Raw genomic sequence first — 22176 nt, 5'->3', positions numbered from 1 at the left:
TCCTCGAGGTCATCGCGCGCGGGCGGGAAGCAGCCGCACCAGGCGATCACTCACAATGTGGAACTGGTCGCGGGTCACCACGACCAGCACGTAGGCCAGCAGGCCGCCGCCGCCCGCCACGATGAGCTGGATCAGGGGGCTCCCCTGGGTCAGGATCGCCAGGCCCAGCATGACGGCCGCGCAGATCAGCGCTCCCGCCGCCGGGCGGACGAGTCCCGGCAGGGCCGGGGCGAGCCGTACCCCTGCCCGCTGCACGGCGAGCACGGCGAGCGGGAGGGCGACGAGCACGGCGGCGGCCGCCTGCCCGATCGCGGCGCCGCGGATGCCGTCGAGATGCGTGCCGACGATGACCGCCGGGATCATCGCCGCCGCGTGCCCGAGGTTCATCCAGACCGTCGAGCGGGTGGCGCCCTGCCCGTTGAGGACGTCGAGGGCGAAGGAGGTGAGCATGCGCACCACCATCAGGACCGCCAGGAACCGCAGCACCCCGGCGGCCAGCTCCCACTTCGGGCCGTAGATGAAGATGATCAACGGGTGCGCGAGCAGCGCCATGAAGACGGCCAGCGGCAGCACCATGGCGATGAGCAGCGGCACGGTTCGCTGCACGCCGAGCGACAGGGACTCCTCGTCACGTTCGGCCAGCCGGGAGAAGCCGGCGATCGACACCATGCGGATGGCGCTGCCGATGATGCCGGGCACCCAGCTCGAGACGTTGAAGGCCATCAGGTAGAAGCCCAGCCACGCGTCGCCCATGATGTTGCCGACGATGATGTAGCCCACGTTGAGCAGCATGATCTCCAGCGCGATCCCCGCCGCCGACGGGATGCCGAACCGCAGCAGCTTCGCCGCGATCTGCCGGTCGAACCCGAACCGGTAGGGCAGCCGCGCGTAGAGCAGCATGAAGACGCCGGTGACCACGGCCCCCACGAGCTGTCCCCAGGCGAAGCTGTACGCCCCCGCCCCGTTGACCGCCAGGATGATCGCCACGGGCGCGTTGACCAGGAAGCCCGCGAGGACCGCCTTGGCGTTCTTGCCCGTGCGGAACCAGCGCAACAGGGCCGCGCTGCGCACCGCCGTGACCGCCTCGACGAGGATGACCGCGGTGAGGATGCGCACCACGTCCGTGGCCTCCTCGCTGCCCGCCAGCATCGAGAAGTACGGCGCGCCGGCCCAGAAGATCCCGTACAGGCCCAGGGCGGAGATCATGGTCAGGGTCGTCGCCGTGGGCGCGATGTCCTCCAGCCGCCCACGCCACTGCACGACGGCCGACATGACGCCGACGTCCTTGACCACCATGACGAACTGGGTGGCCGCGAGCGCGACGGCGTAGACGCCGAAGTCCGCCGGCGCGAGGAGTCTGGCCAGAATCAGGCCGAGGATGAACGAGCCCGCGCGGGTGACCAGTGTGCCGAGAAAGCTCCACACGGCCCCTCGGCCCGCCTTACGCCCGATGTCGCTGATGTCCGGGCCCGGTTGCTCTGCCATGCCCGCCTTCCTAGCTTGGCTCGCTGATCCGCTCCAGCCAGATCTCCCGCCAGAACGGGACGAACGCGCGGGGGCAGTTGGACTTGTAGACGCCGTCGCAGATGATTCCTTCGAGCGCGATGCAGGGGTTCTTCATCTCCAGCATCTCGCCCGTCTTCTCGTCGATGCAGCGCTCGACTCGGGCGCTCACGCGGGCGACACGGCCGCACGAACGCGCCATGTCCTCCTCGAAGCCCAGCCCGCGGTTGAACCCCTTGGTGTTCAGCGTGGCGACGATCTCGTCCCTGGACTTGATCCGCACCAGCTCACCCGGCTGCAGGTCGGTCGTGCCCGTCGGCGTACGGCCGTCGTGCGGGCCCGGCCGGACGAAGCCCCAGGCCAGGCCGCCCTTGATGCGCAACCACTTCGGGAACTTCCTGGACAGGCGCTGGTAGCGGTTGAACAGCCCGAAGAAGAGCGTGCGGAGGGTCGGTCCGACCCCGGCGTTGCCCACCTGGATGTCGGTGACGTACTGCCTCATGTCACGGAACGGGAGGTGGTCCGGGGCGGCGCGCAGCAGCTCCGTGGCCTGGCAGCGGAAGCGCTCCTCGCCCTCCGGCCCCGGCTCCCTGTGGGTGTTGACCTCCAGGATCGGCAGCAGCGGCCGCTCGGGGCGGATGGCCGGCTCCGAGGTGGGCGGCCCGTCCACCCGCTTGAGCCAGGCGGTCTTCCAGTAGAGCAGGCAGGCGGTCTGGCAGCCGCCGTGGGCCGAGCCGTCGCAGCGGGAGCCCGTCAGATGGACGGCGTCCTCCATGCGCCGCATCCCGGTCATGGTCATCGTGTCGCAGAGCTTGTTGGCCACCTTGTGCACGGTGAGCCGTTGCCCGCAGAACCGCAGCATCTCCGGCATGAAAGGGAGGCTGTCCAGCTCACCCTTGTCATCGAGCGTGGCGAGGATCTCCTCCGCACTGAGGACCTCGACCACGTCGCCGACTTTCAGCGCCAGGTTCAACCCATCCACTCCTTCACCAGGCCCGCGTTCTGCAGGGCGTGTGCCGCGTCCGCTACTGCCTGGAACGGCAGGTTCGACCGTTCCGCGATGTCCAGGAGACTGTTCAGCCCGTCGGAAAGGCTCAACACCCACAACATCGCCATCTGCGCTTGCTTCGTGTCACTGCGCCCGCCGAGTGACCCGTACAGGCCACGGGTCCCCAGCTGGGGCTCGCCGTACGGGCTGAGGTTCTGGTAGCGGCGGTTGCCCTCCAGAACCCGCACGGCCGTCCACAGCGTCTCAAGGGTGTCCTCCATGGCCTCGGGACGCACGAAGTCGGGATTGTCGGCTGAGGTGTGATATTCCGGGTATCCGCCGTACGGTGTCCTGGTCAGCGAGCCGACGGCGAGGTTGAACCCCGGCGAGCAGTACTGCCGCTCGTCGTAGCCGTACGGGGAGAAGTCCAGGACGGTGTGCGGCCGGTCCTTCAGCACGTGCGCGAAGACCTGGTCGATCTCGGCGTCGCCGCGCCTGCTGCGCTTGTAGGTGATCGTGCCGCTGTCCCCCGCGCAGGCCATGGTCACGCCGTGCCTGATCCGGTCGGTGCGCTCCCGGTTGAGAGCGAGCCAGGCGATCGCGCCGATGGTGCCGGGCGCGAAGACGAACCGGTAGGTGTACCAGGGGTCGGACAGCCGCTGCGCCAGGGCGACGGCCACCGCCACCCCGGCCAGGTTGTCGTTGGCCAGCGAGGGATGGCAGACGTGGCAGGAGATCAGCACCTCCTGGGAGCTGCTGCCGCGGATCACGTGCTCGCCGTAGGTCAGGTGCCCGTCGGCCAGCGTGGAGTCGATCCTGACCTCGTACGGGCCGCCGGCCATCCCGTCCAGGGTGTTCTGGCTCAGGCAGAAGCCCCAGGTCTCGGCGTAGTAGCTGGTCCGGTACGGGATCAGGTCCGGCTGCTCGGGCAGGGTGTGCAGGTGCCCGCGCAGCTCCTCCAGGGACATCGTGACCTCGACCGGCACGCTGTATCCCACGACGTGCAGGTTGGAGTCCTGGAAGTCGACCACCTTGTTGCCCGCGGCGTCCTTGATGTAGGCGTCGCGGATGTTCCATTCCCGGGGGATCGTCCAGTCGAGGACCCTGGTCCCCGTCGGCACCTGGGTGATCTCCAGCGGGATCGACTCGCCGATGATCTCCAGGGTCTGCCGCAGTCCGGCGCCGGTGATGCTCCGGCACAGCGGGTAGAGCCGCCGTACCAGGTCGTGCATCTCCGCGCCGGTGGTGAGCGCGGTCATGGCCGCAGGGTGTCGTCGACGGTGCCCGCCTCGCGCCGGTCGGCGAGCCGCGCCAGTCTGGTGAAGCGGCGCTCGAAGTCCTGCTTGGTCAGACCGTGCTCGCGGTAGGCGTCGATCAGCTCCACCGCGCCCGCCTTGACCGTCCAGCGCGCCTCGTAGCCCAGCGCGGCCCTGATCCGGGAGAAGTCGACGCGGTAGGAGCGGGGATCGGAGCCCGTCTCGCCGGTGATGGTCAGCGTCGATCCGGGCACCGCGGCGACGACCTCGGCCGCGATCTCGGCGACGGTCACGTTGTTGACCTCGGTGCCCACGTTGAAGGCCGTCGCGTGCACGGCTTCGCGGGGCGCGACGAGAGCGGTCGCGAAGGCCTCGGCGATGTCCCTGGCGTGGACCAGCGGGCGCCAGGGGGTGCCGTCGGACAGCACCCGGACCTCGCCGGTCAGGTGCGCGTGGCCCACCAGGTTGTTCAGCACGATGTCTGCACGCAGCCTCGGGGAGAACCCGAAGGCGGTGGCGTTGCGCAGGAACACCGGCGTGAAGTCGTCGTCGGCCAGTGCGGCCAGGTCGTCCTCGACGCGCACCTTGGACTCGGCGTACGGCGTCACCGGGCGCAGCGGCGCGTCCTCGTCCAGCAGTTCCTCGCCGCCGGACGCGCCGTAGACCGAGCAGGTGGAGGCGTACAGGAAGCGGCGCACGCCCGCCTCCTTGGCCAGCCTGGCCAGCCGGACGGAGGCGTGATGGTTGATGTCGTACGTCAGGTCGGGCGCGAGCGCGCCGAGCGGGTCGTTGGACAGCGCGGCCAGATGGATCACCGCGTCGAATCCCGCCACATGTTCGGGACCCGCGTCACGCAGGTCCACCGCGTGCGTCTCGACCTTCCCGGGCTCGGGACCGAGCAGGCAGTCGGCGAACAGGCCGGAGTCCAGGCCGACCACCTCGTGTCCGGCCTCGGCCAGCATGGGAGCCATCACGCTGCCCAGGTAGCCCTGGTGGCCGGTGAGAAGTACCCGCATCAGTTCTCCAGATCGACGGTCAGCTTGGAAACGTGAAACGCCTCGGCATAACGCGCGTGGCACTCGATGCCGCGGATGCGGGCCAGGCCCAGGAACGCCTCGCGGTCGTACCAGGGCCGGTGCCGCTGGGAGGCGTAGTGGCGCTGGAGCAGCTCGACCTTCAGCTCCGCCACCTCCTCCGTGAGCGGCTGGAAGGCGGAGGGCGCGGCGAGGTCGCCGTCCCATTTGACGATCTCGTAGCCGAGCGTCAGGTGGTCGCGGAAGGCCGTGGGCACGAGCTTGGCCAGCCCGCGGTGGTCCTGGTGGGCGTCGCCCCGCCAGGGTGCGAAGATCAGGCCGGGCTCGGTGCGGCCGCGCAACTCCTCCACCGCGGCCTTGGCCTCCTCCCACCTGGCCGGCAGGTAGCCGTCGGGCAGCTTCAGCACGGTGACGCGGAGGTCCGCGCCCGGGCAGAAGTCCGCCAGCGCCGCGCGCTCCTCGTCCTCGCGCTCGGTGCCGCCGCCGGACAGCACCAGCGCGTCCACGCGGATGCCGGGGCGGGCGGCGCAGATCGTCAGCAGGCTGCCGCCGGCCCCGATCGCGAGGTCGTCACAGTGCGCGGCGAGCGCCGCGATGCCGGTGAGGCGCCCCGCGCGCAGGCCGATCACCGGGACCGTTCCCAAAGGGCCCACGGGCGCTCGCCCCGGGAGTAGGCCTCGTCCAGCTCCATCCGCTGGTTCACGGTGTCGGTCGGCCGCCAGTAGCCGCGGTGCGGGTAGGCCAGCAGGCGTCCGCGCTTGGCCAGCTCCGCGCAGCCGTCGGCGACCAGGTCGCCGTTCTCCGGGATGTGCTCGAAGACCTCCTGGGTCAGCACGAAGTAGCCGCCGTTGACCCACACCGGCATCTCGCTGACCGGCGAGATGCCGCCGATCAGGCCGTTCTCGCCGACCTCCACGCAGTGGAAGGTCTGGGACGGCGGCACGACCATCATCGAGGCGGCCGCGCCCGACTCGACGAAGCGGTCGATGATGTCGGGCAGCGGCGCGTCGGTGAGCACGTCCGCGTAGTTCGCGAGGAACATCTCGTCGCCGTCCAGGTGGTGACGGACGCGGCGCAGCCGTTCGCCGATCGGGGAGTTGGTCCCGGTCTGCACGAACGAGATGGACCAGTCGGAGATGTCGCTCGACAGCAGCTCGACCTTGCCGCCGCGTAACACGAAGTCGTTGGACGTGGCTTCCTGGTAGCCGAGGAAGAAGTCCTTGATGTGGTGGGCACCGTAGCCCAGGCACAGGATGAACTCCTTGTGCCCGAAGTGCGCGTAGTAACGCATGACGTGCCAGAGCAGCGGCCGCGGGCCGACGAGCGCCATCGGCTTGGGCACCTCGCCCGGCACACCCGTACGCATGCGTGTGCCGAAGCCTCCACAGAACAGGACAACCTTCACACGACCTCCAGGTGTGGGATCGGGAAGACCAGACGGCCTCCCCATTCGTGCACATAGGAGAGCTGAGCGGTGAGCTCTTCGCGCAGGTTCCACGGCAGGACCAGCACATAGTCCGGGCGATCCTGAGCGATGCGCTCCGGAGCGGCGATGGGGATCCGGGTGCCCGGAGTGAATCTGCCGTGCTTGTAGGGGTTGCGGTCAACCGTGTAGGCCAGCAGGTCCTGGCGGATGCCGCAGTGGTTGAGCAGCGTGTTGCCCTTCCCGGGCGCGCCGTACCCGACGACCGTCTTGCCCTCTTCGGCGGCGTCGATCAGGAAGCGGAGCAGGTCGCGGCGGACGCGTGCGACCCGTTCCGCGAAGCCGGCGTAGCCGGAGAGATCGTGGAGCCCGGCCGCCTTCTCCCGCGCGAGCACGTCGAGCACCCGATCGGACGGGTCCCCCGACGGCCGGGCCCACAGCCGGATGGATCCGCCATGGGTGGGCAGCAGCTCGACGTCCACCAGCGTCAGCCCGCCGGAGGCCAGCGCCCGCTGCGCGGAGGCGACCGTGTAGTACTGGAAGTGCTCGTGGTAGATCGTGTCGTACTGGTTCAGCTCCATGAGCGTGAGCAGGTGCTGGACCTCGATCGACACCCACCCGTCGTCGGCCACCAGGGCGCGCAGCCCCTCGGTGAAGCCGATCACGTCGGGGATGTGCGCGTAGACGTTGTTGGCCACGACCAGGTCGGCTGGACCGTTCTCGGCCCGCACCGCGGCGCCCGTCTCCGGCGTCAGGAACGCGGTGAGCGTCGGCACGCCCTTGTCCTTGGCCGCCTGTCCCACGTTGGCCGACGGCTCGATGCCCAGGCACCTGATGCCGCGCTCGACGACGTGCTGCAACAGATAGCCGTCGTTGCTGGCCACCTCGGCCACGAACGACGGCTTCAAACGTTCCACAGCGGAGTCGACGAACTGCCGTGCGTGTTCCACCCAGGAGGCGGAATAAGAGGCAAAGTAGGCGTATTCGGTGAAAGTTTCTTCCGGCGTGATCAGCGGCGGTATCTGAGCCAGCCAGCAACTGGTGCAGACCCGCAAGTGAAGTGGATAAGTGAGCTCGGGCTGGTCGAGCTGTTCCGCGGTGAGGAAGAGCTCACAGGGCGGGGTCGCCCCGAGATCCACCACACCGACCAGGTCGGCCGAACCACACAGCCGGCACGATGTCCTCAACAATGGGCCCCACCCGAAAATGACAAGATTTCCCCCTATGGCAAACCCACAGACGTACTTCGGGTGGGCGCCAAGGAGTGTTACAAGTATCTTCATGAAGCACCTGAGCATCAGTGGAGCACTTGTCTACACCCCCCGCATCCACAGCGATCCGCGGGGCGACTTCCTGGAAAGTTTCCGCGCCGCCGACCTGCGGGAGGCGCTGGGGCAATCGATGGACCTCGCGCAGGTGAACTGTTCGGTCTCCAAACGCGGCGTGCTGCGCGGCGTCCACTTCGCCGACGTCCCCCCGGGGCAGGCCAAATACGTCATGTGCGTCTCGGGCGAGGTGCTGGACGTCGTCGTGGACGTGCGCGTGGGCTCGCCCACCTTCGGTCAGTGGGAGGCGGTGCGGCTGAACGACGTGTCGCGCTGCGGGATCTACCTCTCCGAGGGCCTGGGGCACGCCTTCATGGCCCTCAGCGAGTCGGCCACCGTCGTCTACCTCTGCTCCACCACGTACGATCCGGCGCGCGAGCACGGCGTCCACCCGCTGGACCCGGATCTCGGCATCGAATGGCCCCTCGACGGGGAGCCCATCATCTCCGCGAAGGACGCCGCGGCGCCCACGCTCAAGCAGGCTCAGGAAGCGGGGATACTCCCGTCGTGGTGAGCCTCGTGATACCGGCCCACAACGAGGCCAAGGTGATCGGCCGATTGCTGGACGGCCTGCTCCGGGAGGCCGCGCCCGGCGAGTTCGACGTCGTGGTGGTGGCCAACGGCTGCACCGACGGCACGGTCGCCGCGGCGCAGCCGTACGACGTCCGCGTCCTGTCGACGCCGGTCCCCTCCAAGCGCGAGGCGCTGCGGATGGGCGACGAGGCCGCGCGCGGATATCCCCGGCTGTACGTGGACGCCGACATCGAGCTGAGCACCGCCTCCGTCCGCGCGCTGGCCGACGTGCTGGCCGCGCCGGACGGGCCGCTCGCCGCCGCGCCCGAACGGGAGCTGGCGCTGGCCGATCGCCCGTGGCCGATCCGCGCCTACTACGCGATCTGGACACGGCTGCCGCACGTGCGCGCCGGGCTGTTCGGCCGGGGCGTCATCGCGGTGAACGACGAGGGCAACGCGCGGATCCGTGCCCTGCCGCCGGCGATGGCCGACGATCTGGCGGCGTCGCTGGCGTTCGGACCGGACGAGCGCGTGATCGTGACCGGCGCCCGTGCGGTGATCCAGACTCCACGCACCGTCGCCGACCTGATGCGCCGCCGGGTGCGTGCCACGACCAGCGTGAGCGAGCTGGAGCAGACCTCGGCCACGGCCGGGGAGCGCACGGGCCTGCGGGATCTGCTGGCCATCGTGGCCGCAGAGCCGCGCCTGGTGGGCGCGGCGGTCGTCTTCGCCCTGGTGGCCGTGCTGGCCAGGCGGCGAGCCGCCCGCGCGATCCGCGCGGGCGACTACACCACCTGGCTGCGTGACGAGAGCAGCCGGGGTTAACCGACCGGCGTGTTCATGTCGGTGGTGATCTCGGCCGCGGTGAGTGCCTTGTTGTAGACGCGGACCTCGTCGACGAGACCGCTGAAGTACTCACCCGAACCGCTGTTGCCACCGATCCGCAACGGACTCGTCCCGGTACGCAGGTTGCCACCCGTCGGATTCGTGGCCACCTGCGTGCCGTTCACGAACATCCGCAACGTCGACCCGTCATACGTCGCCGCCACATGACTCCAGGTGTTCAACGGCAGATTGCTCGCCGCCGGCGCGTTCGCCCCCGACGAGGTGTAGATGAACGCCGCCGGACCACTGCTGCCACTGCCCATGATCGCGTAGGCCAGATCGGCGCCGAACTCCTTCATCAACACCGTCCGCCACCCCGAAACGCTGGTGGGCCGCACCCACGCCTCCAGCGTCATCCCGCCGGTCAACCGCAACGACGCCGAATCGGCCACCGTCACCCAGCTCGACGTGCCGTTGAACGACAGCGCCTGGCCGTACTTGCCGGCCGACCAGGTCGCCGCGGTGGCCGTGCCGTTGTTGCCGTTGCCGGAGGCGTCGGCGACGGCGGTGCCGTTGCCCGCGTTCATCCCGTAGGCGGCCACCAGCCCGCTGACCGTCGGCGGCTGGGTAACGACGGCCGACGCCTCGTTGGACGACGGGCTGGTGTTGCTGGACCCGTCGAAGGCCACGACGCGGTAGTAGTACGTGCCCGCCGCCACGCCCGAGTCGGTGAACGAGGTGCTCGCGGTCGAACCCACCTGGTTGGCGCCGGACGGGGTGAACCCGGCGGTGGCGGACCTGTGAACGGTGTACCCGGTCACCGCCACGTTGTCGGTCGAGGCCGTCCAGGTCAGCTGGGCACTGCCCGGGCCGCCGGTCGCCGCCAGCGAGCCAGGCGCGGTGGGCGCCTGGGTGTCGGGCGGTCCCTGCTGGCCGACGGGGGTGTTCATGTCGGTGGTGATCTGCGCCGCGGTGAGTGTCTTGTTGTAGACGCGGACCTCGTCGATGAGACCGCTGAAGTACTCACCCGAACCGCTGTTGCCACCGATCCGCAACGGACTCGTCCCGGTACGCAGGTTGCCACCCGTCGGATTCGTGGCCACCTGCGTACCGTTCACGAACATCCGCAACGTCGACCCGTCATACGTCGCCGCCACATGACTCCAGGTGTTCAACGGCAGATTGCTCGCCGCCGGCGCGTTCGCCCCCGACGAGGTGTAGATGAACGCCGCCGGACCACTGCTCCCGCTACCCATGATCGCGTAGGCCAGATCGGCGCCGAACTCCTTCATCAACACCGTCCGCCACCCCGAAACGCTGGTGGGCCGCACCCACGCCTCCAGCGTCATCCCGCCGGTCAACCGCAACGACGCCGAATCGGCCACCGTCACCCAGCTCGACGTGCCGTTGAACGACAGCGCCTGACCGTACTTGCCGGTCACGCTCCACGCGGTGTTCGCCGCCGTGCCGTTGTTGCCCTTGCCCGAGGCGTCGGCGACCGCCGCGCCGCCGCCCTCGTCCATCGCGTAGGCGGCCACCAGGCCGTCCGGCGCCTGTGCCCGCTGGTAGGTCGCGGTGTAGGTCGCCGCTGTGGCGGGCGCGGTGAGGTTGTGGTTGGCCGCGCCGCCGTCGGCCCAGGAGGTGAACGTGTGGCTGAAGCCGTCGGCGCTCTGCGGCGAGGGCGCGGAGACCGAGTTGTGGGAGCCCACGATCACCGTCCGGGTGAAGGGGGCGACGGTCTGCTCGCTGTTGAAGCCGAGCTGCAGCCCGGCGGGCGAGGTCTGGAAGGTCAGGTTCACCGTCTTCGGCTGGAGTGTCACGCTCTTGATGTCGGTGAGGCCGTGCGCGTCCGTCACGGTCAGCCTGAGCTCCAGGTGAGCGGGATATTCGTGGTCCGGGGCGGCGAAGGACCCGCTCGTCCCGGTGAACGTGGTGATCTCGTGCTCGTGGCAGGTGCTGGGGCAGTGGTGCATGATCAGCTTCCAGGCCATCCGCGCCCCTGGGATCGTGCCGTCCTGGGCGTCCGTGCCGGTGCCGGAGAACGCGATCGTGTCCCCGACCGCCCAGGTGAGGGCGGACGACGGGGAGTTGATGGTCGCGGTCGGCGCCGTGTTGTTCACGTTGACCGTGACGGTGGCGTCTCCCAGGCCGCCGCGCCCGTCATCGGCGCGCAGCTTCACCACGTAGGAGCCCGGCTGGGTGTAGGTGAAGGACGGGGTGGCCGAGGTGGAGTCGTCGAAGTCGCCGTCGCCGTCCAGGTCCCACCGGAAGGTGAGCGGGTCGCCGTCGGCGTCCGCGGATCCGGCGGAGGTGAAGTTCACGGTGACCGGTGCGTTGCCCGACGTGGCGCTCGCGCCGATGACCGCGGTCGGCGGGGTGTTGTTGTAGAGGTAGCGGATGACCTGCCCGTTGCTGAAGTCGACCGCGAAGAGGTCTCCGCCCGGGCCGGTCTGCAGCTCCACGGCGGGGATGCCCGAGTCGAACGTGGTGATGGTGGACGTGTCGGGCAGGCCGCCCGCCCCCTTGGTCATCACCCAGACGCACGACCGGCTGTAGTCGGAGAAGAACATCGCGCCGTCGTAGGCGTCGGGGTAGGGGCCGCCGGTGTAGAAGGCCACGCCGCTGGAGGACGAGCCGCCGGACGGGCACGGGTCGTTCGGCGCGGGCTTGGAGCTGTGGCTCCAGGCGAAGTACGGCTGGGCGTGCGCCGCGGCCCCTTCCGCGTAGAGGTTCTCGCAGAGGGTCAGATTGAGGTTGTCGTAGCCGCCCTGCCTGGCGGCGCCCTCGTAGCAGGGCCAGCCGAAGTTCCGCACCGGGCCGGTGGGGTCGGCGATCCGGTTGATCTCCTCCCACGTGTTCCAGCCGACTTCACCGGCCCAGACCTCGCCGGTGCCCGGCCGGATGGTGAAGCGGAAGGGGTTGCGCTGGCCGTAGGCGATGATCCTGGCCACGTTGGGGTCGCTGCTGCCGGCGTTCGGGTTGCCGGGGGCGGCCGCGCCGGTGTCCGGGTTGATCCTGATGACAGTGCCGTTGAGTGCCGCGGGGTCACCACCGGTGCGCGGGTCCTGCGAGCGCAGCGCGCCCCCCTCGGCGGCCGGCGGGGTGAGCGCCGTGCCGACCGGCGACGGCGGGTCGCCGCACGGGTTGTCCGGGGTGACATCGGAGCCGGTCAGGTTGTCCTGGCCGTAGTCGGCGAAGTTGAAGCTGGCACCGTCGCCGCCGCTGGCGTACAGCATGCCGTCGGGGCCGAACTTGAGATCGCCGACGGAGTGGCTGGGGTGCTGCTGGCACCAGTCGGTGATCAGCGGGGTCTCGACGACCGAGCCGCCCGAGGGCGCCAGCGACGATAAGCGCCCGGTGATGAGGCAGCCGTCACCGGTGGCGCCGGGCGGGGTCGGGCAGGGGTCGGCGCTCACGCCTGCCGTACCCCAGCGTGGCGCGGTGCCGCCGGGCACCGCGTCGTAGGCGTACAGGACGTAGATGCGCGGGTCGGCCGGGAAGTTCGGGTGCAGGGCCATGCCGAGGAGCCCGCGGTCCCAGAAGTTGTGGACCTGCGTGCGCAGGTCGGCGTAGATCGCCGGTGTGGTGTCGCTGATCGAGTCGAAGACCTTGATCAGGCCGCTCTTCTCGGCGACGAACACCCGGCCGTCCGAGGCGAACTCGATGTTGGTCGGGTTGGTCAGCCCGCTGAAGACGACCTGTTTCTGGAAGCTGCCCGGCAGCGCCTGCGCGGCGGACGGCGCGACGAGCGCCAGGCCGGTGGTGAGCAGCAGGACGGAAAGGAGTGCATGGCGAAGCCGCCTCAACATGTGGAACCCCCTTGAGCCGAAACTCCCCCGAGCCCTGAACTTGATCTATCGCACCGAATCAGGCGGAAGTCACGAGGGCTGTCCACAAGTGGACAGCCACGCGTACAGCAACCACCCCAGCTCGTACGGCCGGCACTCCCGATCGACGGCTACGGGCGGATAGATCCGGTCCAGCACGCCCAGGCGCATCCCCTGATGCACTCCCGTCGCCACCGCCCGCACCCCGCGCACCAGCTTGCGGGGATCCGCCCTGGCCTCCTTGCGCCACGTCAGGGCGAGCTCTTCGAGCACGAAGGCGGGCCGTTCGATCATCCAGTCGAGCCCCTTGGAGATCTCCGCCACGTAGGCGGTGCCTCCCGCGTCGGCCAGGTCGAGCAGCGCCATCGGCCCCATCGACAGCTGATGGACGCTGTAGACCGGATAGCCCTCGACCACCGACCCGGTGCGGGCGTCGTAATGCCACCACCACTCCCCCTGCGGGCCCTGCGCGTGGCAGATGCCCTCCGCCACCTGCTCGGCCGCGCGCAGCGCCTCGGCGTCTCCGGTGGCGGCGTGCAGCCTGGCCAGCGCCTGCAGCGGGTAGACCTGGTCGGCGAAGCAGCCCACGTGGGCGCGGTACCGGGGGACCAGCGGCCCCTTCCCGAGCGCGTGCGGGTAGAGCCGGTTGCCCGCCAGCCCGCCCAGCAGCCGCTCGCGGGCGCGCTCGGCCCGGCCGTCGGTCACCCCGGCCGCGACCAGGGCGGCCAGCGCCCACGCCGCCTCGACGGTGTAGATCTGGGCACCCGTGTCCAGCTCCGCGAGCCGGCTCAGCGCCAGATCCAGATCGGCGTGCCCGGCCTCCGCGGCCGCCCAGCAGATCAGCGCGGCGTCGCCCGTCCCCGTCACCTCCGGCAGCCGTTTGACCAGGTTGCCCACCAGGTCGAGGAGGCTGTCACCGGCCAGGGCCGCCCGCTGCCGCTGCTCCGTCAGGGTCCCCACGCCGAGCGCGACGATCGCCGAGTAGCGGATGCTGCGCCCTTCCGGCACCGCCGTCCACGTCCCGTCGGCGTTCCGGCGACCGCGGCGGGTGAACACGAACTCGCCGTCGGCGTAGCCCGGCGGCAGCCCGCGCACGGACAGGTCCACCATGCCCGTCACGAAGTCCTGATGTCCGGAGCTCAGCAGAGCGATCCGGTGATCCGTCACGTCGTCTCCTCGATCCTGCGTTTGACACCGACCCGCTCCCGGAGCACCAGGAGCAGGAATCTGCCGTTCGTCCGCACGTAGCGCGGACCGAGCCGCAACGGCTCCTGCAGCATGCGGTAGAGCCATTCCAGGCCCAGGCGCTGCCAGCGCAATGGGGCCCTGCGGGTGTGCCCGGCCAGCACGTCGAACGAGCCGCCCACGCCGTGGATGATCCGCGTCCGGGTGCTCTCGCCCCACTCGCGGATGAAGATCTCCTTCTTCGGGGAGGTGATGCCGAGGAACAGCAGGTCGGCCTGGGATGCGGCGATCTCGGCGGCGACCTCGGCCGAGTCCTCCACCGCGAAATAGCCGTTGCGCGACCCGGCGATCGCCAGCCCCGGATAGCGCTGCCGTACCTCTGCCAGCACCCGGGCCAGCACCTCGTCGGTCGCGCCGAGGAAGTAGGCGCGGTAGCCGCGCCGGTCCCCCTCGGCCATCAGCTCGGTGAACAGGTCGATGCCCGCCACCCGCTCGGGAAGCCGGTGACCGAGCATGCGCGCAGCCCAGACCACCGCCTGCCCGTCGGCCAGCACGAGATCGCTGTCGAGCACGGACTGCCGTAACTCGGCGTCCGCACGCATGTTGACCACCTTGGCGGCGTTCACCACGCCGATGGTGAGCCTCCTGTTCTCCGAGACCGCCGCCACGCACCGCGCGATCACCTCACGCATGGTGAGGGCGTCCAGTGTGGTGCCGAGTATCGTCTTCCTGGAGGCCTGCTCCGGCAACCTCGTCATCCATCCCCCTGGGTGTCCATGACATATCGGTTCCGGCTCAGGAAACGTGACATCACGGGAGGACCAGCTCGGTGAGCGTCGCGCGGTGGTCCGTCCGGGGCACCCGCAGGGTCTGGAAGCTCCGGATCGCGATCCGGCGGTCGGCCAGCACATGATCGATGGCCACCTTCGGGAACAACCGCGGCTGCTCGTAGTAGGGCCAGGTCATGGACAGCCCCTTTCCGGTGACGTCGGCGGCGTCCCGGTAGCCGGTGGCGATCAGGTCGCGCAGCACCGCGTGGTCGAGGGTGGAGTTGAAGTCTCCGGCCAGCACCCGCGGGCGCCCTCCGGCGGGTGGCAACGCCCGGATGCTCGACGCCCAGCACGCCGTACGCCAGCCCTCTGAGGGCGCGCACGCGTGGACCGCGACGAGGTCCACCTCCCGCCCGCCCGGCAGGGTGACGACGGCCGGAAGGTGGCGCGGGCTGTCCTCGAAGGCCGGGGCCGCGATCGGCGCGTCCCCCGGCCGCAGCGGGTAGCGCGAGTAGATCGCCGCGCCCTGGGAGTCCTCCCCCGGCAGGACGATCCGGTACGGCAGCAGCCGCCCCAGCCCGAGCTCCTCCACCCGCTTCCGCATGAGGCCGGTGAACTCCAGCAGGTGCAGCACGTCGGGCCGGTCGCGCTCGACCGCGTCGACCAGGTCGGGCGGCAGCACGGAGGAGTGCAGCAGGTTGACGGCCATCACCCGCAGCACCGGGCCCCCGGCGGGCGGGTTGCCCTCCGGGATCGCGCGCGGCAGCACGATGACCGCGAAGGCGGCGGTCACGACCAGCGCGGCCACCAGCAGCGCCCCGGAGCGCAGGAAGACCGCGAAGCCCAGCGGCACCAGCGTGAGCACGGCCGCGTAGGGAGTGAACGACACCAGCTGGGACCAGACGAACTTCGGCTCCCATCCGCACAGGCGCAGGCCCGCCCACCCGGCCAGGCCCGCCACCATGCACCACAGCATCGAGTCCCTCAGGCGACGCTGCACCGGCGTCCACGCATCAGCACCGGCCAGGCCGCGTGCAGCGCCGCCCGCCAGTGCCGGATCGGCTCCCCCCTGGTGTGCGCGAGCACGCTGTAGGCCGGCCGCTTGGCCGGGCGGGGGAAGGCCTCGCTGGTCACGGGGCGCACGCGGTCCGGGTCGGCGCCGAGCAGGCTGAAGATCTCCTTGGCGAACCCGCACCAGGTGGTCTCGCCCGCGCTGGTGCCGTGGTAGACGCCCGGCGGCAGGTCCGACCGGGCCAGCCGCACGAGGTAGTCCGCCAGGTCGGCCGCCCAGGTCGGCTGGCCGTGCTGGTCGTCCACCACGTCGACCGTGGGCCGCTCGCCCGCCAGCCGGATCATGGTCCGCACGAAGTTCGCGCCGCCCGCCCCGTAGAGCCAGGCACTGCGCACCACGTACTGCCCGTGCTCCAGCGCCGCGTACTCCCCGGCGAGCTTGCTCCGCCCGTACGCGTTGATGGGCCCCGTCGGCGCGTCCTCCGGGTACGGCACCACGCCGTCCCCGCCGAAGACGTAGTCGGTGGAGACGTGCACCAGCCGCGCCCCCGCCCGCTCGCAGGCCTCGGCCAGCCAGCGCACCGCATGCCCGTTGACCGCCAGCGCCTCCGCCTCGCTGGCCTCGGCGTCGTCCACCGCGGTCCAACCGGCGCAGTTGATCACGACTCTCGGCCGGTAGGCGGACACGAAGTCACGCACCGCGCGCCTGTCGCGCAGGTCCAGCTCGGCCCGGCCGAGTGCGAGCACCGGCTCCCCGGTCAGTGCCGCCCTGTCGAGGACGTCGGCGGCGAGCATGCCGCCGGCGCCCGTGATGAGCCACCTCATGCCGCCTCCCGGCATAACCGATCGATCACGAGGTCCACCAGTCCCGGTGCTCGGCGTACCAGCGGACGGTGTCCTTCAGCCCCTGCTCGAACGGGATCTCCGGCCGGTAGCCGAGCGCCCGCAACTTCGAGTCGTCCATCGAGTACCTGCGGTCGTGGCCCTTGCGGTCCTCGACGTACTCGACCGCGTCCCAGCCCCTGCCGCAGGCCTGCAGCAGGCGGCCGGTCAGCTCCTTGTTGGTCAGCTCGGCCGTGCCCGCGATGTTGTAGACCTCGCCCGGCTCGCCCTTCTCGGCGACCAGCCGGATGCCGGCGCAGTGGTCCTGTACGTGGATCCAGTCGCGGACGTTGCCGCCGTCGCCGTACAGGGGGACCTTCCGGCCGCGCATCAGGTTCGTGAGGAACAGCGGGATGAGCTTCTCCGGGTACTGTCTCGGCCCGTAGTTGTTGCCGCACCTCGTGATCGAGACGTTCAGGCCGTAGGTGATCGCGTAGGCCCGGGCGACCAGGTCGCCGCCGGCCTTCGACGCCGCGTACGGCGAGCGCGGGCGCAACGGCGCGTCCTCGTCCCACGAGCCGATGTCGATGGACCCGTACACCTCGTCGGTCGACACCTGGACCACCTTCGGCACCCCGGCCTCCAGGCACGCCTGGAGGAGGGTCTGGGTGCCCAGCGTGTTGGTGCGCATGAAGTCGGCGGCGCCCTCGATAGAGCGGTCCACGTGCGACTCGGCCGCGAAGTTCACCACGAGGTCGTGGCCGGGGACGACGCTCCTGAGCAGCTCGGCGTCGCAGATGTCCCCGTGCACGAACTCGTGCCGCACTCCTTCGAGGTTGGCCCGGTTGCCGGCATACGTGAGCTTGTCCAGCACCGTGACGTACATGTCGTGCAGATTGCGGACGAAGTGCGAGCCGATGAAGCCCGCACCGCCCGTCACCAGGATCCGGGTCATGAACTGATCTGTACCTTGCTGTGATCGCCCAGCACGAGACGGTGGGCTCTGGGCGTGTTGGGTGCCGGGGTGACCTCGACGTCGTGGCCGATCAGCGACGACTCGATGCGGCCGACCCCGGCGATGGAGGCCCTGGGCAGCACGATCGAATACTCGATCTCGCTGCCGGTGACGGCGCAGTCGGCGCCGATGGAGGTGAAGGGGCCGACGTAGCTGTCACGGATCCGCGCGCCCTGGCCGATGATCACCGGGCCGACGATCCTGGACCGCTCGACCACGGCCCCCTCCGCGACGACCACCCGGCCCACCAGCTCGCTGGCGCCGTCCACGTGCCCGCGTACGCTGGGCTCGACCGACTCCAGGACCAGCCGGTTGACCTCCAGCATGTCGGTGACGTTGCCGGTGTCCTTCCAGTAGCCGGAGATCACCGAGGACTCGACGCGCAGGCCCGCCTCGATCAGCCACTGGATCGCGTCGGTGATCTCCAGCTCGCCCCGCCACGACGGTTTGAGCTCGGCCACCGCCTCGTGGACGGCCGGGCTGAACAGGTAGACGCCGACCAGCGCCAGGTCGCTCTTGGGACGGGCGGGCTTCTCCTCCAGCCCGACCACCCGGCCGGAGGCGTCGAGCTCGGCCACCCCGAACTGGCGCGGGTCGCCGACCCTGGTGAGCATGATCTGGGCGGCGGGTCGCTCGCGGGTGAACCTGTCCACCAGGTCGTTGATGCCGCCCACGACGAAGTTGTCGCCCAGGTACATGACGAAGTCCTCGTCGCCCAGGAACTCCCTGGCGATCAGCACGCCGTGCGCGAGCCCGAGCGGGGCCTCCTGCCGCAGGTACGTGACCTGCAGCCCGAAGGCCGAGCCGTCCCCCACGGCGGCCTCGATCTCGGCGTGGGTGTCGCCGACCACCAGGCCGAGCTCCCTGATCCCCGCCGCCGCGATCGCCTCCAGCCCGTAGAAGAGGACCGGCTTGTTCGCGACCGGCACCAGCTGCTTGGCCGAGGTGTGCGTGATGGGCCGGAGCCGTGTGCCCGACCCCCCGGCGAGCACGAGTGCTTTCACCGCTAGTAAGCCCCTTCTCCACGGGTGACGACGGACCAGGTCTTCCAGAGGATCTGCAGGTCGAGGATGAGCGACCAGTTCTCCACGTACCGCAGGTCGAGGCGTACGGACTCCTCCCAGCTCAGGTCGGAGCGGCCGCTGACCTGCCAGAGGCCGGTCATGCCGGGCTTGACCACCAGGCGGCGGCGGACGTCGGCGCCGTACTTGCCCACTTCCTCCGGCAGCGGCGGGCGGGGGCCGACCAGGGACATCTCGCCTCGGAGCACGTTCAGCAGCTGCGGCAGCTCGTCGAGCGAGTATTTCCGCAGGAAAGCGCCTACCCGAGTGATTCTTGGATCGTTCCTAATCTTGAAGAGCACCCCGTCGAACTCGTTCGCGTCCAGAAGTGCGCTCTTGAGCCGCTCCGCATCCACCACCATCGTACGAAATTTCACGACACGGAACTCTTTGCCGCTTTTGCCGACCCTGGTCTGGTGGAACAGCGCCGGCCCGTGGCTGCTGAGGCGGATCACCAGCGCGATGGTCAGCAGCGGAAGCGCCAGGAGCAGCAGGGCGGCCGCCGCGACGAGGCGGTCGAACACGGTCTTCGCGACCTGCTTGGTACCGTCGAACTCGGGATGCTCCAGGTGCAGGAGCGGCATCCCCGCGACCGGCCGGATGCTGATGCGCGGCCCGGCCACGTCCATGAGCGCGGGGGCCACGAAGAGGTCCGTGCGCGCGGTCTCCAGGCTCCAGGCCAGCCGGCGCAGCGCGGCCCCGTCCAGCTCCGGGCAGGCCAGCACCGCCACCGCGTCGGCCTGCACGCGCTCGACCACCTCGGCCACGTCGCCGAAGGAGCCGAGCACGGGGATGCCGTCGAGATCGATGTCCAGCACGCTGTCCATCGCGCTGTCGGGAAGGCAGGCTCCCACCACCTGCATTCCGTGATGCGGCTGCCGTCTGAACTGCATCACCAGGTCGAGAATCGACTCCCGGTGCCCGACCGCGATCACCTGGCGCGTGTAGTCGCCCACCGCTCTCCTGCGGTGGAGACGTTTACGCATCCGGTAGCGGAAGTACAGCGTGGACAGCAGCGCCAGCGGCAGCATCGCCATCACGAAACTGCGCGCGACCGCGGTCTGCGTCGCGTAGGCCAGGATGGCGACGGTCGCCATCAGACCGATACCGCCGTTGAAGACGGCCTTGAACTCGTCCGTTCCCTCGCCGTTGGCGCGCTGGCGGTACGCGCCGCCCATCATGAGCGCGACGGGCCAGGCGATGATCAGGCCGAGTCCGAGCATGAACTCGACCCACGGAATGAACACCCCGGCGATGAGCCGGATGCCCAGCACGCAGACGCATGCCAGCAGTGCGCATGTCGTGTCCCCGCCTAACAGGAGCCGTAGGTACGCGCGCGTCCAGATGCTCGACGCGCGTCGTGGCACGGCCCCGAGGAGCACGACAGCGGACTCCCCAGTCCCCACCCTCATAGCACCACCCTGAAACTCTGTGCACCGCGATAACAGGACGTTCCTTGAACCACATGGGTTGACATGTCCCACGCACAATCAAGGGCGGCGGCCCCCACTAAAGAGTAAAGATCCATTCCAGTACGGGGAATAACGTCCAATGTCCACAATCGGACGACGCCTCAGCAGCAGAAGGGCTTGACGGAACGATCCATAAGTGCAGCGGCCTGGCGCGCAAAATGTGCGGTTTACGGGGATATTTCGGCAGGTTGCCGCCGAATGAAGCGGCTAGTCGTACTCCAGGTCCGGCAATGCGGACGGCGGATCGGGACTGCGCCAGACGACCACAACCCCGTCATGCGTGGAGTCGGCGGCCAGCGTCAGCCGATCGAGGTCGAAGTCCGGCAGATAGCGCAGCCGCGCCAGGAAGGTGGCGTCCGTGGCCGAACGCGGCACGACACAGCCCTCGCCGTCGCGGTCGAGCAGGATGTAGAGGACGTCTTCCCCGGCTTCGGTGACGACACGGACCTCCACCACGTCCTCCCAGGCGAGAGCCTCGACGCTACCGTCCGCGTAGTGACGGGTGACGCCCTCTTCCGTGACATATACGTAGGAGTCCGGCATCGGATTGCCGTGCATGGGCGCGATTCTTGCGAGTTCAGGGGCTGTCCCGCAAGGGTTCGCACACAATGGTGCGGTTGACCCCCTCAGTGGCCGCCCCAGGAGTGGCTGAGATGCGCGGCCACCGCCGCCCTGGCCGCGTCCTGCGGGCCGTCGGCGATGGCGTCGAGCAGCTCGCGATGCTCGCGGACCAGGACCTCCCGGTCCGTGTAGACCTCCCGGAGCCGCACCAGCCCCAGCCGCGTCTCCGCCGCCAGGACTCCGTAGAGCCGTTCGAGCCGGGGGCTCCCGACGGCCTCGATCAGTGCCTGGTGCATCGCCATGTGCTCGGCCACGCTCTCTGACCAGGGCGCTTCGGCGGGCAGGGCCGCCATCCGGTGCAGGGCGGCCTCGGCGCCCGGAATCCGCCGCCCGGCCACGGCCTGCGCCATGAGGTCCTCGAGCGGCCTGCGTACGTACATGAGATCGTCGAGGTCCGAAAGGGTCACCTCGGGGACATAAGCGCTGCGGTTGCGCTCGCGCCTCAGCAGCCCCTCGTGGACGAGGCTCGCCAGCGCTTCCCGCACGGTCGGCCTGGCGACGCCGTACGAGGCGGCGATCTCCTGCTCGGGCAGCGGGGTGCCGGGCCGGATCTCGCCGGAGAGCACCCTGCTGCGCAGGGCGTCGGCGAGCGCGCCGACGGTGGAGACGGGTCTGAGCGGCAACGTCACGGCTGCGACTCTAGCTCCCTTTCCGGGACAAGCTCTTGGTCGCGTACCCTCTCCGGGATCGCCACGGCCACCAGGCTCAGCGCGAGGAGCACCAGGCCGGCGATCGAGATCGGGGCCAGCCGCTCGCCGAGCACCACCAGGCCGAGCAGCGCCGCGACGGCCGGCTCCGCCAGGGCCAGCGTGGCGGCCGTGGCCACCGGCGTGGTCCGCAGGCCCCTGCCGTACAGGAAATAGGACAGGGCCGTGGTGCCGAGGCCCAGGTAGACGACGGCGAGCAGCCCGCGCGGCTCGCCCGTCCAGGCGACCCCGGTCACCAGGAGGACGGGGAGCATGATCAGCGCCGCACCGCCGAACATGACCCCCATCACCGCGTCGGACTCGGCCCCGCGGCCGATCGCCCGTGCGGCCATGACCGCGTAGAAGGCGTAGAGCAGGCCACCGAGCAGCGCGAACAGCACCCCCGAGAGCGTCCGCCCGCCGGTCTCGGCCCCGCCTCCCACAATGAGCGCGGCGCACCCGCAGATGGCCGCCGCGGTCGCCACGGCCCACCGCCCGCTCGGCCGGTGACCGTGCAGGAGCCAGGACAGCAACCCCGTGAAGACGGGCCCGCTCCCGATCGCGACCACGGTGCCGATGGCGACCCCCGTGCGGCCGACGGCCGCGAAGAAGCAGAGCTGGTACGCGGCCACCGCGACGGCGGCCAGCAGCAGGCTCGGCCTGATCGCCTTCCTGACGCCGGCCCCGGCCACGAGCGCGAGCGCCGTCCCCCCGATGACCAGCCGCGCGGCGGCCAGCGCGACGGAGTCGGCGGAGACGAGCAGTCCTGCCGTCCCGGCCGTGCCCCAGAGCACGGAGGCAGCGACAACGGCGAGTGGTCCCTTTCCCATGCTTGCCAT

General features: G+C 70.1%; 20 protein-coding genes and 1 pseudogene. 2 read left to right on the top strand and 19 right to left on the bottom strand.

The annotated features are described in order from the left end of the window. Positions 1–9 precede the first annotated feature (9 nt). From ACFKCF_RS37725 to ACFKCF_RS37690, 8 genes and pseudogenes are all read right to left on the bottom strand, one after another. Positions 10–1485: an oligosaccharide flippase family protein gene (locus ACFKCF_RS37725; protein WP_394500095.1), complete on the bottom strand. Its 1476-nt coding sequence runs from the start codon at positions 1483–1485 to the stop codon at positions 10–12. Positions 1486–1495: 10 nt separating this feature from the next. After that, positions 1496–2485 (bottom strand): hypothetical protein, encoded by a 990-nt coding sequence (locus ACFKCF_RS37720; protein WP_394500094.1) that lies wholly within the window; start codon positions 2483–2485, stop codon positions 1496–1498. Next, positions 2473–3750, bottom strand: coding sequence for a DUF4910 domain-containing protein (locus ACFKCF_RS37715; protein ID WP_394500093.1), 1278 nt, complete (start codon positions 3748–3750; stop codon positions 2473–2475). Before ACFKCF_RS37715 ends, ACFKCF_RS37720 begins: the two co-directional genes overlap by 13 nt. Further along, on the bottom strand, positions 3747–4763 hold the full coding sequence (locus ACFKCF_RS37710) for an NAD-dependent epimerase/dehydratase family protein (RefSeq protein ID WP_394500092.1): 1017 nt from the start codon (positions 4761–4763) through the stop codon (positions 3747–3749). The genes ACFKCF_RS37715 and ACFKCF_RS37710 overlap by 4 nt, the downstream gene beginning before the upstream one ends. After that, positions 4763–5410 (bottom strand): PIG-L deacetylase family protein, encoded by a 648-nt coding sequence (locus ACFKCF_RS37705; protein WP_394500091.1) that lies wholly within the window; start codon positions 5408–5410, stop codon positions 4763–4765. The genes ACFKCF_RS37710 and ACFKCF_RS37705 overlap by 1 nt, the downstream gene beginning before the upstream one ends. Continuing rightward, positions 5407–6231 (bottom strand): sugar phosphate nucleotidyltransferase, encoded by an 825-nt coding sequence (locus tag ACFKCF_RS37700; RefSeq protein ID WP_394500090.1) that lies wholly within the window; start codon positions 6229–6231, stop codon positions 5407–5409. Before ACFKCF_RS37700 ends, ACFKCF_RS37705 begins: the two co-directional genes overlap by 4 nt. Next, positions 6183–7121, bottom strand: a complete 939-nt coding sequence (locus ACFKCF_RS37695) for a class I SAM-dependent methyltransferase (RefSeq protein ID WP_394500198.1) — start codon at positions 7119–7121, stop codon at positions 6183–6185. Before ACFKCF_RS37695 ends, ACFKCF_RS37700 begins: the two co-directional genes overlap by 49 nt. An 84-nt stretch (positions 7122–7205) precedes the next feature. Continuing rightward, a pseudogene (locus ACFKCF_RS37690) lies at positions 7206–7487 on the bottom strand (class I SAM-dependent methyltransferase); the annotation flags it as partial. On the opposite strand from ACFKCF_RS37690, the gene rfbC reads away from it, so the two are divergent. Both rfbC and ACFKCF_RS37680 read left to right on the top strand, forming a co-directional pair. Continuing rightward, complete coding sequence (gene rfbC / locus ACFKCF_RS37685; protein WP_394500089.1) at positions 7486–8043, top strand: dTDP-4-dehydrorhamnose 3,5-epimerase; 558 nt, start codon at positions 7486–7488, stop codon at positions 8041–8043. The pseudogene ACFKCF_RS37690 and the gene rfbC sit on opposite strands and share 2 nt — an antisense overlap. Then, a complete protein-coding gene (locus ACFKCF_RS37680) occupies positions 8037–8867 on the top strand; it encodes a glycosyltransferase (RefSeq protein WP_394500088.1) in 831 nt (276 codons plus the stop codon). Before rfbC ends, ACFKCF_RS37680 begins: the two co-directional genes overlap by 7 nt. On the opposite strand, the gene ACFKCF_RS37675 is transcribed toward ACFKCF_RS37680, so the two are convergent. The 11 genes from ACFKCF_RS37675 to ACFKCF_RS37625 all read right to left on the bottom strand — a co-directional run bounded on the left by ACFKCF_RS37675 (position 8864) and on the right by ACFKCF_RS37625 (position 22167). Continuing rightward, positions 8864–12676, bottom strand: coding sequence for a LamG-like jellyroll fold domain-containing protein (locus ACFKCF_RS37675; protein WP_394500087.1), 3813 nt, complete (start codon positions 12674–12676; stop codon positions 8864–8866). The genes ACFKCF_RS37680 and ACFKCF_RS37675 overlap by 4 nt on opposite strands. 69 nt (positions 12677–12745) lie before the next feature. Further along, a complete protein-coding gene (locus ACFKCF_RS37670; protein ID WP_394500086.1) occupies positions 12746–13861 on the bottom strand; it encodes a hypothetical protein in 1116 nt (371 codons plus the stop codon). Beyond that, positions 13858–14637, bottom strand: coding sequence for a WecB/TagA/CpsF family glycosyltransferase (locus ACFKCF_RS37665; protein ID WP_394500085.1), 780 nt, complete (start codon positions 14635–14637; stop codon positions 13858–13860). Before ACFKCF_RS37665 ends, ACFKCF_RS37670 begins: the two co-directional genes overlap by 4 nt. A gap of 52 nt (positions 14638–14689) precedes the next feature. Continuing rightward, positions 14690–15649 (bottom strand): endonuclease/exonuclease/phosphatase family protein, encoded by a 960-nt coding sequence (locus tag ACFKCF_RS37660; RefSeq protein WP_394500084.1) that lies wholly within the window; start codon positions 15647–15649, stop codon positions 14690–14692. Then, the gene (gene rfbD, locus ACFKCF_RS37655; protein WP_394500083.1) at positions 15634–16485 is read right to left on the bottom strand and encodes a dTDP-4-dehydrorhamnose reductase; all 852 of its coding nucleotides are present in this window, start codon (positions 16483–16485) and stop codon (positions 15634–15636) included. The genes ACFKCF_RS37660 and rfbD overlap by 16 nt, the downstream gene beginning before the upstream one ends. A 25-nt stretch (positions 16486–16510) precedes the next feature. Further along, the gene (rfbB, locus tag ACFKCF_RS37650) at positions 16511–17437 is read right to left on the bottom strand and encodes a dTDP-glucose 4,6-dehydratase (RefSeq protein ID WP_394500082.1); all 927 of its coding nucleotides are present in this window, start codon (positions 17435–17437) and stop codon (positions 16511–16513) included. After that, the gene (locus ACFKCF_RS37645) at positions 17434–18501 is read right to left on the bottom strand and encodes a glucose-1-phosphate thymidylyltransferase (RefSeq protein WP_394500081.1); all 1068 of its coding nucleotides are present in this window, start codon (positions 18499–18501) and stop codon (positions 17434–17436) included. Before ACFKCF_RS37645 ends, rfbB begins: the two co-directional genes overlap by 4 nt. Positions 18502–18503: 2 nt before the next feature. Then, positions 18504–19970, bottom strand: coding sequence for a sugar transferase (locus ACFKCF_RS37640; protein WP_394500080.1), 1467 nt, complete (start codon positions 19968–19970; stop codon positions 18504–18506). A gap of 267 nt (positions 19971–20237) precedes the next feature. Then, a complete protein-coding gene (locus tag ACFKCF_RS37635; protein ID WP_394500079.1) occupies positions 20238–20588 on the bottom strand; it encodes a hypothetical protein in 351 nt (116 codons plus the stop codon). 68 nt (positions 20589–20656) lie between these two features. Then, entirely contained in the window at positions 20657–21280 is a 624-nt protein-coding gene (locus ACFKCF_RS37630; protein ID WP_394500078.1) for a GntR family transcriptional regulator, read from the bottom strand. Further along, positions 21277–22167, bottom strand: a complete 891-nt coding sequence (locus ACFKCF_RS37625; protein WP_394500077.1) for a DMT family transporter — start codon at positions 22165–22167, stop codon at positions 21277–21279. The genes ACFKCF_RS37630 and ACFKCF_RS37625 overlap by 4 nt, the downstream gene beginning before the upstream one ends. Between the last annotated feature and the right edge of the window lie 9 nt (positions 22168–22176).

Source organism: Nonomuraea sp. JJY05 (genome assembly GCF_043496855.1).
GTDB lineage: Bacteria > Actinomycetota > Actinomycetes > Streptosporangiales > Streptosporangiaceae > Nonomuraea.
This window is presented reverse-complemented; position numbering and strand designations above follow the sequence as displayed.

Bases quoted from the DNA above. Each gene is read 5' to 3' on its own strand.
- rfbC (WP_394500089.1), top strand. From the start codon at position 7,486: ATGAAGCACCTGAGCATCAGTGGAGCACTTGTCTACACCCCCCGCATC.
- ACFKCF_RS37710 (WP_394500092.1), bottom strand. From the start codon at position 4,763: ATGCGGGTACTTCTCACCGGCCACCAGGGCTACCTGGGCAGCGTGATG.
- ACFKCF_RS37665 (WP_394500085.1), bottom strand. From the start codon at position 14,637: ATGACGAGGTTGCCGGAGCAGGCCTCCAGGAAGACGATACTCGGCACC.
- ACFKCF_RS37640 (WP_394500080.1), bottom strand. From the start codon at position 19,970: ATGAGGGTGGGGACTGGGGAGTCCGCTGTCGTGCTCCTCGGGGCCGTG.
- ACFKCF_RS37635 (WP_394500079.1), bottom strand. From the start codon at position 20,588: ATGCACGGCAATCCGATGCCGGACTCCTACGTATATGTCACGGAAGAG.
- ACFKCF_RS37715 (WP_394500093.1), bottom strand. From the start codon at position 3,750: ATGACCGCGCTCACCACCGGCGCGGAGATGCACGACCTGGTACGGCGG.
- ACFKCF_RS37675 (WP_394500087.1), bottom strand. From the start codon at position 12,676: ATGTTGAGGCGGCTTCGCCATGCACTCCTTTCCGTCCTGCTGCTCACC.
- ACFKCF_RS37725 (WP_394500095.1), bottom strand. From the start codon at position 1,485: ATGGCAGAGCAACCGGGCCCGGACATCAGCGACATCGGGCGTAAGGCG.
- ACFKCF_RS37625 (WP_394500077.1), bottom strand. From the start codon at position 22,167: ATGGGAAAGGGACCACTCGCCGTTGTCGCTGCCTCCGTGCTCTGGGGC.
- rfbB (WP_394500082.1), bottom strand. From the start codon at position 17,437: ATGACCCGGATCCTGGTGACGGGCGGTGCGGGCTTCATCGGCTCGCAC.
- rfbD (WP_394500083.1), bottom strand. From the start codon at position 16,485: ATGAGGTGGCTCATCACGGGCGCCGGCGGCATGCTCGCCGCCGACGTC.
- ACFKCF_RS37700 (WP_394500090.1), bottom strand. From the start codon at position 6,231: ATGGGGAGGCCGTCTGGTCTTCCCGATCCCACACCTGGAGGTCGTGTG.